Source organism: Taibaiella soli (genome assembly GCF_003236175.1).
Taxonomy (GTDB): domain Bacteria; phylum Bacteroidota; class Bacteroidia; order Chitinophagales; family Chitinophagaceae; genus QKTW01.
Map to the genome: position 1 here is coordinate 12,569 of NZ_QKTW01000007.1, position 13,772 is coordinate 26,340.

The window sequence follows — 13,772 nt, forward strand, 5'->3', positions numbered from 1 at the left end:
GAATTTTGAATTTTTACTTTTTAATTTTCAAGAATGAAACAGCTTATAACCATCGTGGCGGCCGGCGCTTTGCTTGCTTCCTGCGGTAATCCTCAAAATACAGGAAAAGTGGAACAACAGGATACACAGTTCGATGCTTACAAAGAGCATTTTGTCGAAGGGCTCTGGAAGACTTATCCGGGATGGGCCAGCTCACAAGGCTATCATAAATACGACAGTGTATTGGTGATTCCCGATGCGGCATCAAGAGAGAAAGAGATGGCATTCGCAATTACTAATATTGATTCATTGCGGAAATATGATCTGAAAAGATTGTCAGACAACAACCAGACCGATTATCACATGATCGAAAACCAGTTGAAGTCAGCTATTTGGGGCATTGAAGAAGAAAAATCCTTCGAGTGGAATCCGTCTAATTATAATGTCAGCGAGCGTTTTGCAGAAATGCTAAATGGCAATTATGACTCGCTGGAAAACCGTCTGCGTAATATTTATCTGCGCATGGCAAACATTCCGGCTTATTATGAAGCTGCTAAAGCGAACATCAAAAATCCAACCGTAGAGCATACAGCATTAGGTGCCGAGCAAAATCTCGGCGGCGTTTCCGTATTTGAAAAGGATCTGGTAGATGCTGTTGCAAAATCGCATCTCGATGCTGGTGAAAAAGAAAAAATACTGGCGCGTGCCAAGGAATCAGTAGTTGCAATAAAAGCCTATGCCGAGTGGTTGAAAAAACTCAACAATCCGACGCCACGCAGTTTCCGCCTGGGCAAAGAACTGTACGCGAAGAAATTTGAGTTCGATATTCAATCAGGTTACACCGTAGATCAGGTGTATGATAAAGCCCTTGCACACAAAAAAGAGTTGCACGAAAAAATGGCTAAAATCGCCACAGACCTGTGGCCTAAGTATATGGGCAATGCCGCTAAACCAGCCGATACACTGCAGCTGATTCGTCAGGTGATCGATAAAATTTCATTGAAGCATACGACGCCAGACTCATTCCAGGCAACGATCGAAAAACAAATTCCGGTGCTGATTGATTTCATCAAGAAAAAGGACCTGATCTATATCGATCCGTCAAAACCACTGGTAGTGCGTCGTGAGCCAGAATATATGGCGGGCGTTGCAGGCGCTTCCATCAATGCGCCTGGTCCGTACGATAAAAATGGTAACACTTACTACAATGTGGGTGGTATGAATGGCTGGCCGAAAGAAAAAGCAGAAAGCTATTTGCGTGAGTACAACTATTACACACTGCAAATCCTCAATATTCATGAAGCCATTCCTGGGCACTATACGCAGCTGGTTTATTCGAACCAATCGCCGAGTATCATCAAATCTATTTTAGGCAACGGTGCTATGATAGAAGGCTGGGCAGTTTATACGGAGCGCATGATGCTGGAAAACGGCTACGGTGCAGATTCCGGATCAAATGAAGCATCGCCTGAAATGTGGTTGATGTACTATAAATGGAATCTCCGCAGTACTTGTAATATGATTCTGGACTACAGTGTGCATACTAAAGAAATGACAAAAGAAGCTGCCATGCACTTGCTCGTAGATGAAGCATTTCAGCAACAGGCAGAAGCTGAAGGCAAATGGCGTCGTGTTTCTGTAACGCAGGTGCAGCTTTGTTCTTACTTCACTGGTTATACAGAAATCTACGACCTGCGTGAAGAACTGAAACAAAAAATGGGCAGCAATTTCAACCTGAAAAAATTCCACGAAAAATTCCTGAGTTATGGAAGTGCTCCGGTAAAATACATTCGTGAAATGATGCTGCGGGACCTTAAGTAATTGCTGATTTTCTGATCGCTGATGTCTGATTTTTTTGTCACCCTGAGCGCAGTCGAAGGGGGACTACTCCAAACGGTCGGACGACTCCAAGTCGTCTGACCGTTTTTTCTTTAAAACTTAGGTAGTCGACCTTTTTACAGTCAGACGACTCGAGGTCGTCCGACTATAAAGAGAGGCGTTAGCGCCTAACAAGCAAGTACTTAGTAGTGTTACCAAAAACAATTTCCAACGAAATAGGGGTAAAAACAAGGTGAGTTGTCTTTAATCAAATGCCAAGCGTTGAAAGAAGCAGCTATTTTTGATATAAGCTATCCGGCCCGGCTCATGACAAATGAAACCATCTACTCGCCAGTTGCGGTGAGCACCAGAGATTTTGAAACCGTTTTTAAATCCCATTTCAAGGGTTTGCACGCGTATGCCTGTACCATTGTGAAAGATGAAAATGATGCGGAAGACATAGTACAGAATACGTTTTTAAAGCTCTGGAAGAAAAATGAATTGCATAAGCTTGATTCGGTTGCTGCTTATCTGTACAAAGCTGTTTACAACGAATGTCTGAACTTTCTGAAGCATCAGAAAGTGAAACAGGCTTACCAAAACTTTGCGAAGAATCGTATGGAACAGAATGACAGTGCCGCGTACCGGGCGAATCTCAAAGAACTGCAGCAACGGCTGGATAAGGCTATCAATGAATTGCCGCAACAATGTCGCACGATCTTTCAGATGAGTCGTTTTGAAGAACTGAAGTATATGGAAATAGCGACGCGGTTGGGGCTTTCTGCGAAGACAGTGGAAAACCAGATGGGCAAAGCATTGAAATTGCTGCGTGTGAAGCTGGTAGATTTTTTACCTGTATTGTTGATTTTGCTGACCCTCTAAAACTGAACCTTTGAAAGAAAATTTTACAATAGACGATTTGCTGGTTAAGTATTTGCTGGGCGAGGCTTCAAGGCAGGAACAACAACAAGTACAGGACTGGTTAGAAGCTGATGCGGAAAATCAAAGATATTATGAGCACTTCCGGATCATCTGGGAAGAGAGCCGCACGCTGGCTGCACAAAGTACAGTAGACGAAAATGCAGCCTGGGAAAGATTTAAAACGCTGGTGGCGGAAGAAGAGGAGCGACCGAAGACGATACCATTGCGTCCGGCATTTGGCTGGTCAAAAGTTGCTGCTGTATTGACATTGATTGTTGTGTCCGGTGCACTGGTTTATTTTTTGAGAGGCAATCATAATGAAATGATTGCGGTAAAATCAACAGACAGAGTAGTAACAGATACCCTTTCAGATGGATCTGTGGTAGTTCTCAATAAAAATGCATCGCTTTCTTATCCTGAAGATTTTACGGGCAATACCCGTGAAGTGGAATTGAACGGCGAAGCATTTTTTACCATTACTCCGAATAAAGCGAAGCCATTTATTATTAAGGCCAACGGTGTTTCCATCAGAGTGGTGGGCACTTCATTCAACGTGAAAACGGCTGTTGATAAAACAGAAGTAATTGTAGAAACGGGTGTGGTTGCGGTGACGAAAAAGGATAATACCATCAATGTTAAACCGCATGAAAAAGCAGTGGTGCTGAAAAACCAGAAGCCGGAGAAAGAATCAAACACTGATGAGCTCTATAATTATTATCGTACCAAAGAATTTGTCTGTAATGACACACCGCTGTGGCGATTGGCAGATATTCTGCAGGAAGCCTATGGTGTACCTATCAGCATTGAAAATGAAAATATCAGAAACAAACAGATCAATACTACATTTCACGACGAGTCGCTGGATCATATTTTGACTGTTGTTGGCGAAACTTTAGGTGTTACCGTTGAAAAAACGCAAGGCGGTATTGTTTTGAAATAACTATATATAGTAATATTGCCGGATGACCTTTCGCCCCCGCCGAGCCAAAGAAATAATCTTCACCATTTTTATTTTACTCATAGCCGCATTTCCGGCGTGGGCACAGAATTTATTGGATAAACCGGTCAGCCTGAATGCTAGTAATCAGCCATTGCGGTCTGTTTTAAATGATATCAGTAAACAGGGCGGATTTTATTTTTCCTATAATAGCAAACTGGTAAACGGAGATCAGCTCGTTACGATCAGCGTACAGCAAGTGCCGGTTAAACAGGTTCTGGATCAGTTGTTGCAAGGCAATTGCCAGTACCGCGAAGATGGCAATCACATTATTTTGCAGCCACAGGGCAAGGAAAAAGTTTACACACTCAGCGGTTATATTGTTGATGGTGCTACGGGCACGCGTATTGGTAACACTAGTGTTTATGAGAAACAACAACTGGCCTCATCATTGACCAATGAGCAAGGCTATTTTAAGATGCGCCTGAAGAGTAAATATCCGGAAGCGGTTGTGTCCATCAGTAAAGAGTGGTATAAAGACACATCGATTACGATCACACCGGGTATGGATCAGGAGTTGCAGATTACGATGATGCCGATCCGCAACGTGCCGCTGCCCGAGGTAACTGTCTCTGCGAACGATCAGCAAAAGCCAAATGATGTAGACGAAACCTGGTTTGGCAAACTGTTTCTTTCTTCCAGACAAAAAGTACAAAGCGTCAATCTCCGCAAATATTTTGTAGACAAGCCTTATCAGTTCTCTGCTATTCCAGGTGCCGGTACACACGGAAGGATGAGCGGACAGGTCGTTAATAAATTTTCCTTCAATCTTATTGGCGGTTATACTGCAGGCGTAAATGGGTTCGAATTGGCGGGCCTTTTCAATATCGACAAAAAGGATGTGCAGTACGCACAGGTAGCTGGTGTTTTTAATGCCGTTGGGGGAAATATGCGCGGCGGACAGGTGGCAGGTATACTCAATCTTGTGCTAGACTCGGTGGAAGGTGCATCAGTGGCTGGTGCCGGCGGTTTTATCAAAGGCGATCTGAAAGGAACGCAGGTAAGTGGTCTTTATAATCAGACGTCAGGTAATGTGGAAGGAGTGCAGGTCGCAGGAGCGTTTAATGTGGCGCTGGGCAATGTGAAAGGTGTGCAGGCATCGGTAATAGGCAATTATACGAATAAGAATGTAGAAGGTACTCAGGTGAGTGCGTACATCAATGTTTGCAGGAGAGAAGTAGAAGGTGTGCAGGCCAGCGTATTTGTAAACGTAGCGCGAAAAGTGAAAGGTGTTCAGGTAGCGCTGATCAATGTTGCAGATTCTTCTGAGGGGTACAGTATCGGGTTCTTGAATCTGGTAAAGAACGGTTATCATAAGCTATGTGTGTATAATAATGAGGTGCTTCCGATCAATTTTGCACTGAAAACAGGTAACACACATTTTTATACAATCCTTACCGGTGGTCTTTCTCCGGACGCCGCAAATAAAGGATATCTCATGGGGTATGGGTTCGGCAGTGAGATGAAAATTACCAAACGTCTGACGATTGCCGCGGAACTGACTACTCAATATCTTTTTCTCGGAGACTGGGAGCAGCGCTCTCTGCTAAACCGCATACAGCCTGTTTTTAATTATAAAATTTCAAAGCTGATCACCGTATTTGGCGGTCCTGCTTATTCTGTTTATTACCATAGTCCGGTAGTTGGCACTGAGAGGTATATGAACGAAGTGCCCAGTGCGCTTTATCAGACCCATTCTTTTAGCGAGCATGTCAATGGCTGGTTTGGCTGGAATATAGGCATCAGTTTTTTCTAAAAGCGTAGGGGTATCCGCTCTGTTTGTTGTCAATACATACGAAAGACAGAGATTATGAAGAGAATATTATTCCTCTATTTGCTGCTTGCAGCAAGCATTACAGCAACCGCACAAAAGGTAAAAGTCCTTAACGCAAATTTCGGCATCATTTACCCGTTTAGTACAAATGGTGTTCATGCACCTAATGATACCAATCATTTATCCCTCCATTTGATTTCCGGCGTTTCTGCGAAAGAAACCGGTTTTGCGCTCTCCGGTATTACTAATGTTATTTTGCAAGAAGCGTCGGGAATGGAATTGGCCGGATTTTCCAATCATGTAAAAGGCCATGTGCAAGGCATGCAGCTGGCGGGTTTTCTAAATACAGCCGGTAGTGTAAATGGTGTGCAAGTCGCGGGATTTTCAAACATTACGAAACAGGAATCAGGCATACAGGTTTCCGGATTTTTTAATCATGCTACCGACGCAATGGTGCAAACCGCTGGTTTTCTGAATATGGGAAGAGATATCTGTGCGGTGCAGGCAGCGGGTTTCGGAAATGTTGGAAGAGATGTGAACGCTACACAGGCTGCTGGTTTTTTCAATCTGGGCAGAAATGTAAATGGTGTGCAAGCTGCAGGCTTTGTCAACATTGGTAAGAATATAAATGGTGCGCAGGCTGCAGGTTTTTGCAATGTTGCTACCGATGTAAACGGCGCGCAAGTGGCGGGCTTCGTCAATAAGGCGAGGAAAGTGAAAGGTGCGCAGGTCGCTGGTTTTATCAATGTTGCGGACAGTAGCGACTATCCGATTGCGCTGGTGAATATTATCAAAAATGGCACACAGTCGATCGGTATTACGGTAGATGAAAGTGCGACAACATTAGTAGCATTTCGTTCCGGCGGTAAATACTTATATGGCATACTCGGTGCCGGCTATAACTTTCAGGAAACATCAGACCTTTATGCAGGTGAAGCTGGTTTAGGTGCGCATCTTTTCACTATTAAACATTTTCAGCTTAATGCTGAAACGGTGCTGACATCGTTGACAGATTTCAAAAACGGCGCTTATCTGCGTTCCTCTATCCGTATACTTCCTACGCTGCATTTTGCAGATCGTTTTGATCTCTTTGGTGGTGTTAGTTTCAATCATGTTTATACCACCCTTCATAAAGACGATGTTCCTAAGACCGATTATATCTGGAGCGACCAGGAATCAGGTCATTTCAACGGACTGTACATCGGCGGAATTGTAGGCATACAGTGCAGAATCAATCGTTAATGCGTAATAATAAAATGATGTACAATAAATACGATAAAGACACGTTTATTTCTACTTTCAGAAAATCAATGCCCATGCGGAATCTTGTTTGGTTAGTGCTGGTTTTATGCAGCAGTTGTGGTTTGTCTTCGTGCGAAAAGATTTCAGGGCAAGGACCTGTAGTGACTGAAGTCCGGACGATTAATAATTTTACTGGTATCAATACATCTATAGAAGGTGATGTGTACGTGTATCAGGATAGTGTTTATAAAGTAGAATTACTGGCGCAGCAAAATATTCTTGATGCTATTGAATCATCTGTTGACAACGGCGTACTTAATATTGGTTTTAAGTCGAGTGTACGGATCGGTCCACATGACCGGATCAAAGTTTATATTACTATGCCTGCCGTCCGGAGTCTTGCGGTTAGCGGTTCTGGTTTACTGAGTGCATTGCAACCGATAGAAGCTGATGATGTAGAATTGAAAATAGCAGGGTCGGGAAATATTTCGCTGAGTTCCTTAGCCGGAAATAAGGTTTCGGGAACAATAGCGGGTAGCGGGAATATCACGGTTCTGGATGGTTCTGCCTATAGCGAGCAGATTAATATTAATGGTAGCGGTCTATTGGATTTAGCAGGAATCGCTTCGCAAAATGCGGATGTTAATCTGAGTGGCTCGGGCGCTTCTAAAGTGAACATCCAGAAAGTGCTCAACGCAAGTATCTCTGGCAGCGGGACTATATACTATACAGGAAATGGGCAGATTAACAGTAATGTTTCGGGTTCAGGGAAAGTGGTAAAGATGTAAGGCCTCCTTTAACTCCTCCGAAGGAAGAGAACGCTCAACGCGAATATTTATCCCAATTGTTTATTAGTAATCGTCTATTGTAAAATTGTTTGATAGGGTTTGTTGGTTTGTTATGAAAGGAAAGCGCCGAAAGGCGCTTTTTTTGTTTTACTGGCGTGAGCCTTGTGTTTTTGTGCCGGTGCTTTGTCGGCTGTCTCGCGCCAGCCAGTAGCTGTCAACTGTCCCGTAACAATTACATAATATTGAAACCAGTTCTTTGCACTTTATTTAGTGATCGAGCTTATGAAGAAACGGTATTTTTTTGCAGCGAAAGCAAAGTTGTTTTTGTTGATCCTTCTTTCCTCTTATTACAGTCGGGCTACCGATGAAATTTATTTTTCGGAAACAGCCGCTCCGGATTCTCTTTTCCTGGTATTAAAGCAGAAGCATAGTCAGGCAGTAAAGCAGCATGATGAAGTGACCGCCGCTATTTGCCTGCAGCAGATGGGGCAGCTTTGTTACCACCTTGGTCATTATTCGCAGGCGCTCGATTATCATTTGCAGGCCGGCGATATTTTTCAGGAGACCGGCAAACAGAAACTGCTTGCTGATAATATGAGTCAGACGGGTATCTTATATTATTATACGCGTCGGGCAGATTTGTCGCGAAAACAATACGAGGAGGCGCTCGGTATTTACAGGAAACTTAACGATACCATCGGTATTGCACAGACCTACGGGGAGATCGGCCATTTGTACGAAAAGCAGGGAGCGTATGATAGTTCCTTCCATTTTCAGCGGCAGGCTGTCCAACAATTCCGCCTCGCAAAAGACACAACCGGCATTGCTAAAATATTTGAAAACCTGGGCAGCGTGTATGAAGATCTGGAGCGATACGATTCCGCACTTCATTATTTTCAGAAGGCATTATTTATTTACCAGCAAACGAAAAACCGTTTGGCCGGTATCGAAGTGTTGAACAATCTGGGTGATGTGTACCGGAAAACCGGCCATTATCGTGAAGGTCTGGAACAAACACAACTTGCGCTCAGGGCCTCGCTGGCATTGCATGAGACGTATCAGACCAGTAGCGCTTATCGCGATTTAGGTAAGACTTACAATTTGATGGGCATGAATGACAGCGCGTATCACTATCTGGAGCTGGGGCGCAAATTGCAACAGGAGATTTATTCCAAAGAAAACAATAAACAAGTGGCTTTTCTGCAGGTGCTTTATGATATGGAGCGGAAAAATCATGAGATCGAAAAGCTGCAGATTCAACGACGGGCGACTACGTTCATTACGATTGCTGTAATAGTGGTCATACTATTATTAGTCGTGCTGGGTATGCTTGTTATCAGCCGGCAGCGAATGAAAATCAGGATAGAACAGGCGCAGAACGAGCAAAACAAACGGATATACGATGCCAAACACGGTCTGATGCAGGCAGAACTGGTCAATAAGAAATTGCAGGAAGAACAATTGACGCAAGATCTGGAACAGAAATCTAAGGAGCTTACCACACATACCTTACACATCATTCAAAAAAATCAGCTACTTGATGATCTCCGGAATAAGTTGGAAGAAATGGTGAACGATGAAAAACGGGATCAGAAAAAGCAACTCAAATCTTTGCTCCAGCAAATCAACCAAAGTTTCAATCATGAACAATACTGGAAAGAATTCCATAATATTTTTGAGCAGGTGCATCAGAAATTCTTCGATAATCTGAAGCGGTATTGCGCAGATCTCACTGCAAATGATTTCCGTTTGGTAGCACTTTTAAAGATGAATTTAAGTTCAGATAACATTGCCACGTTGCTGGGCATTTCCCAGGATAGTTTACGTGTGTCCCGTTATCGTCTCCGGAAGAAATTAGGGCTCGAACAAGGTGAAAATCTATCTGCTTTTTTGCAGCAGTTGTAGTCGGAATCGCCTGAAAAGGCGGGCTTAATAATTCGGTAATGTTACGGCAACAATTCCTTAATGGCTGTTTTTGTTTCGGTTACCAGTATTGATAATGAGTGTTTTGTGCGGTTGTTGTTAACGTTGTTGCCTTGTTGTTTATGTGGTTTGTAACGATGTTTCCTTTTTGTTCACGGTCAAAATTTGCAAATCCCTTTCACCTGATTGCACATTTGTCTCATCAAAAATTTCACGGCACTGCAGGGAGATTTTTAAGACACGAAACTTATGAAGCAAACAGGTTTAATTTTCCTTTTTCTGATCGCCTCAATCCGTCTTTTGGCCGGAACGGTGAAAGGGCATATTACGGATCAGCAAACTGGAGAGCCAGTGACGGGTGCCATCGTTGTGCTCGAAAATGGAAACGTAAGTGACGTAACCGGACTCGATGGATCCTTCAAACTGGAGCATATTTCGGATGGGAGTTACACACTTAAAATTAGTTATGTCTCCTATAAGACCTTCACGCAAACGGTAAAAATCTCTGGCGATGAATCGGTAGTAGTGAATACGGTTTTGATGCCCGACGCAAAATCGGTACTGAAAAATGTGACCATTGCCGCGAAGAAAAATGGCGCCAGCGACAAAACAGCACGCACTATGGAGCATGATGCCGACCAGGTTTTAAACATCCTTTCCGGTCACGCGATTCAGATCTCCCCTGACCTCACCGTGGCAAATGCCATGCAGCGTATTTCAGGTATTACTATCGAACGTAATAGTAACGGTGACGGACAATATGCCCTGGTACGCGGTATGGACAAGCGTTATAATTATACACTTGTCAATGGCGTGAAGATTCCGAGCCCGGATGATAAATACCGTTATGTGCCGCTCGATATCTTTCCTTCCGACCTGATAGAGCGCCTCGAAGTGTACAAAGCATTAACGCCGAGTATGGAGGGTGATGCAATAGGCGGGGCCGTAAATATTGTGATGAAAGACGCACCTGATCATTTGTATGTAACGGGCAACGTGGCATCGGGCTACAACCAGTTGTTTATGGATCGTGACTTTATGAGTTATGATTATCACGGTGTCAATAAACAATCTCCTTACGAACAGTTTGGTAATAAATACAGCGCGAGTGCTTCTGATTTTCCTAGTTCTACGGTTGATTATAATCAAAGCAAGCCTTCGCCAAATCTGCTGGCAAGCGTAGCAATCGGCAATCGTTTTTTCAACAACCGTTTTGGCGTGATTGTCGCCGGAAGTATGCAGCATACCTATCGCGGCAGCAACAGCCTTTTTTATAGTTACGATAAAGTAGACACTTTTAAAGGCGTGACGCTTACCAATATGAGTGAGCGTTATTATTCAGACCAGCAGAAGCGATACGGTGTGCACGCTAAAATGGATTATCATTTTAACGACCGCAACAAATTGCAATGGTATAATGCTTACCTGAGTTTTACCAATATACAAGTACGTGATGTGACGTCTACGCAACTTACCATCGGAGGTTACGATCCGGAGCTGGGAAATGCTACGCTCAATTATTCAACCCGCTCAAGAATCACGACGCAGAAGATTTTAAACAGTACGTTGAAAGGCGAACATTTGTTGCGTTCAAACTTAAAACTTGATTGGTCGGCAGTAGCTTCTAAAGCAAGCAATGACGCACCCGACAATACGACGATTTCACTTTACGGAACGGAGCAAAATTTCGTACAGACCAAAACGATGGTCAACAATGAAACACGTCGCTGGGACCATAATAGCGATCGTGATCTTGCAGGGTATTTCAATTTTACCTACAATAAAGCTTTGCTAGGATTGCCCGTAGAATGGAAACTCGGTGGTTTGTACCGTGATAAGGCACGCACCAATTTCTACAATAATTATCAATTGATGCCGGTCAATCAGAATGCGATGTACGGCGTTGACTTTACAGATTATACACAGATACAGTGGCGTGTAGAAAACCCAAGAGGCTCTGTGGCTACGTCTTTGAACTATGACGCAACCGAACAAACAGCGGCTGGTTATTTACAATTTAAAGTACAGCAACGCAAACTCGAAGTAGTAGGTGGTGTACGAGTAGAAAACAATAATCAGGGTTATTCGATGCAATTTCCGATCGGAGAAGATCGTCCGACGGGTAATCAGATAACGACGGATGTTTTGCCGAGCCTGCATTTCAAGTATATGCCGAATGGGAAAACCAATATCCGTGCATCCTATTTCAGATCGGTAAACAGGCCGGGCTTCTTTGAGATTGTTCCCTACAAAGTTGTGAACGAAGATTATCAGGAACGAGGTAATCCGGATTTAAAACGTGCGATAGCGGATAATATTGATCTGCGTTACGAGTTGTTTCCGCGCGCTTCTGAACAGTTTATGGTCGGCACATTTTATAAACGCATTCAAAACCCGATTGAGTTTACATTACAGCCAGACGCTGTACGTGGACAAGATATTTACTATGCACCGGGCAATTTTGGAACAGCGACCAACTATGGTTTGGAAATCGACTTTATCAAGTACTTCAGCAAGTTCGGTATCAAAGCAAATTATACTTATACGCATTCCAGCATCACCACTCCCAAATCACAACGCATCCGCAATGAACAGGGTGATCTGCAGACGATAACAGTTGATGAAACCAGACCGCTGTACGGACAAGCAGCGCATGTGGCAAATCTTTCCTTGCTTTACACTGATGGTAAAAAAGGCTGGGATGCACAACTGGCTTGCTCTTACGTGGGGCCGCGTATCAATACGGTTTCACAGTTTTACGGCGATGATCTCTGGCAGACAGGTTTCGTAACACTTGATTGCTCCGTCGAAAAAACATTCCATAAACGCTTCTCTGTTTTCGCGAAAGTCAACAATATTCTCAACACACCTTCTAAAGTATATATCAAAAACAGCAGCAGTAGAAACGACGGCGTTCCAAATCAGGATAAGGCCGGTCAAACGTTGATTCAGAGCGATTATTACCAGCGGTCTTATTTGCTTGGTGTGCGTTTTAAATTGTAAAAAAACTTCCATTCCAATATTCAAAATCAAAAAAATGAACACAAGAAAATTATTACTCAGTACAGTATTGCTTTCAGCTGTATTCGCGAGCTGTAAGAAAGACAAAAGCTCAGATCCGGCGCCAGTTGTACAAGAAAATATATCGGGTGAAGTTTCCGGTACATGGGCTAAAAACGGTACCTACAAAGTATCAGGTTCTATTATCATTCCGGAAGGTAAATCACTGACCATTGAAGAAGGTGCGACTGTAATTATGGTGGATTCAAATGCAAAGCCTGAGATTATTGTAAAAGGCAATCTTTATTGTACCGGTACCGCAGCTAATCCAATTCATCTGACGATTCCTGAAGAAATGAAAGGTGGTAATCAATGGGGTGGCCTGTGGGGTGGCATCATCGCAGCGCCTACATGCGCTGAGTTGCTGCTTGAATACACAGAAATGGACTACGGCGGTGCGGTTACAACCGAAGAGTCTGCTTCTGTAAAGGCTGGCCTGTACAAGGCTGCAGCTGGTGAACACGTTCCTGCATTGTATGTTTCAAATGTAAGCGGTAAACTGGTTGTGCAAAATTGTGCGGTACATAATTTCAGAGAAGATGGTTTTTACATAGAAGGCGGTTCGGTAATTCTGGATCACAATAAATTTTACACAACAGGTTTGGATAATGGTGATGCTATCAATATCAAGTCTGGTGTGCTTGCAGATGTAGCTTATAATTTTGTGTACAGCCCGAATACAAATGGTCTGAAACTTTCAAATTCTGGAGACCGTACGCCGCAAGCTTACGTAATCGGTTACAATAACACAGTAGTAAATGCCGGCTGGAGAAGACCAACTACTAAAGGCGGTTCTATCTGGTTGGAAAAAACAGTACATGTTGATCTGTACAACAACCTGCTTGCCAACGACCGTTATGGTGTGAAGCGCGATAAAGGCAATCCGGAAGATTCACGTTCTATCGTTGGCTACACTTTATATTTCGGCGCGAATCAAACTTGCGTTGATCAGTTTCAGCCTTCCGATGAGATCCTTACAGGTGTAAACGATATGGTCAGTACAACTGTCGGAGACAATGATCCTAAATTTGTCAACTATCCTACGAGCACAGATATGGCAAACGGGACATTCAATACTGCATGGGATTTCCATCTGCAGGCTGGTTCTCCAGCACTGAACGCAGGTAAAACTGGTTTCTCGCGTCATTTTTCTACAGCAATTACGATGAACGGCATGGCTTATACTTCACCTGAGCCCGCTACTTATATAGGTGCTTACGGTACTAACTAATTTCTTTTTTCAAAGGCAGGTTTATGGTTTAAGAACTTC

At 43.4% G+C, this 13,772-nt stretch carries 9 protein-coding genes; all 9 read left to right on the forward strand.

The window, feature by feature from the left end; all coding sequences use genetic code 11:
- The first annotated feature begins 33 nt into the window (after positions 1 to 33).
- The 9 genes from DN068_RS04820 (at position 34) to DN068_RS04860 (ending at position 13,733) form a co-directional block, all read left to right on the forward strand.
- A complete protein-coding gene (locus DN068_RS04820; RefSeq protein ID WP_110997764.1) occupies positions 34 to 1,800 on the forward strand; it encodes a DUF885 domain-containing protein in 1,767 nt (588 codons plus the stop codon).
- 279 nt (positions 1,801 to 2,079) lie between these two features.
- Positions 2,080 to 2,679 carry an RNA polymerase sigma-70 factor gene (locus tag DN068_RS04825; RefSeq protein ID WP_207798855.1) on the forward strand — a complete coding sequence of 200 codons (600 nt, stop codon included), beginning with the start codon at positions 2,080 to 2,082 and terminating at the stop codon, positions 2,677 to 2,679.
- A 10-nt stretch (positions 2,680 to 2,689) separates the two neighbouring features.
- Positions 2,690 to 3,658 (forward strand): FecR domain-containing protein, encoded by a 969-nt coding sequence (locus DN068_RS04830; RefSeq protein WP_110997766.1) that lies wholly within the window; start codon positions 2,690 to 2,692, stop codon positions 3,656 to 3,658.
- A 22-nt stretch (positions 3,659 to 3,680) separates the two neighbouring features.
- Positions 3,681 to 5,471, forward strand: coding sequence for an STN domain-containing protein (locus tag DN068_RS04835; protein ID WP_110997767.1), 1,791 nt, complete (start codon positions 3,681 to 3,683; stop codon positions 5,469 to 5,471).
- A 54-nt stretch (positions 5,472 to 5,525) separates the two neighbouring features.
- Positions 5,526 to 6,731, forward strand: a complete 1,206-nt coding sequence (locus tag DN068_RS04840; protein WP_110997768.1) for a hypothetical protein — start codon at positions 5,526 to 5,528, stop codon at positions 6,729 to 6,731.
- Positions 6,731 to 7,519 carry a head GIN domain-containing protein gene (locus tag DN068_RS04845; protein WP_110997769.1) on the forward strand — a complete coding sequence of 263 codons (789 nt, stop codon included), beginning with the start codon at positions 6,731 to 6,733 and terminating at the stop codon, positions 7,517 to 7,519. Before DN068_RS04840 ends, DN068_RS04845 begins: the two co-directional genes overlap by 1 nt.
- 282 nt (positions 7,520 to 7,801) lie before the next feature.
- A complete protein-coding gene (locus DN068_RS04850; protein ID WP_110997770.1) occupies positions 7,802 to 9,424 on the forward strand; it encodes a tetratricopeptide repeat protein in 1,623 nt (540 codons plus the stop codon).
- Between the two features lie 267 nt (positions 9,425 to 9,691).
- The gene (locus DN068_RS04855; RefSeq protein ID WP_110997771.1) at positions 9,692 to 12,445 is read left to right on the forward strand and encodes a TonB-dependent receptor; all 2,754 of its coding nucleotides are present in this window, start codon (positions 9,692 to 9,694) and stop codon (positions 12,443 to 12,445) included.
- A 34-nt stretch (positions 12,446 to 12,479) separates the two neighbouring features.
- Positions 12,480 to 13,733, forward strand: coding sequence for a right-handed parallel beta-helix repeat-containing protein (locus DN068_RS04860; RefSeq protein WP_110997834.1), 1,254 nt, complete (start codon positions 12,480 to 12,482; stop codon positions 13,731 to 13,733).
- Positions 13,734 to 13,772 lie beyond the last annotated feature (39 nt).

Bases quoted from the DNA above. Each gene is read 5' to 3' on its own strand.
- DN068_RS04855 (WP_110997771.1), top strand. From the start codon at position 9,692: ATGAAGCAAACAGGTTTAATTTTCCTTTTTCTGATCGCCTCAATCCGT.
- DN068_RS04860 (WP_110997834.1), top strand. From the start codon at position 12,480: ATGAACACAAGAAAATTATTACTCAGTACAGTATTGCTTTCAGCTGTA.
- DN068_RS04835 (WP_110997767.1), top strand. From the start codon at position 3,681: ATGACCTTTCGCCCCCGCCGAGCCAAAGAAATAATCTTCACCATTTTT.
- DN068_RS04845 (WP_110997769.1), top strand. From the start codon at position 6,731: ATGCGTAATAATAAAATGATGTACAATAAATACGATAAAGACACGTTT.
- DN068_RS04850 (WP_110997770.1), top strand. From the start codon at position 7,802: ATGAAGAAACGGTATTTTTTTGCAGCGAAAGCAAAGTTGTTTTTGTTG.
- DN068_RS04820 (WP_110997764.1), top strand. From the start codon at position 34: ATGAAACAGCTTATAACCATCGTGGCGGCCGGCGCTTTGCTTGCTTCC.
- DN068_RS04840 (WP_110997768.1), top strand. From the start codon at position 5,526: ATGAAGAGAATATTATTCCTCTATTTGCTGCTTGCAGCAAGCATTACA.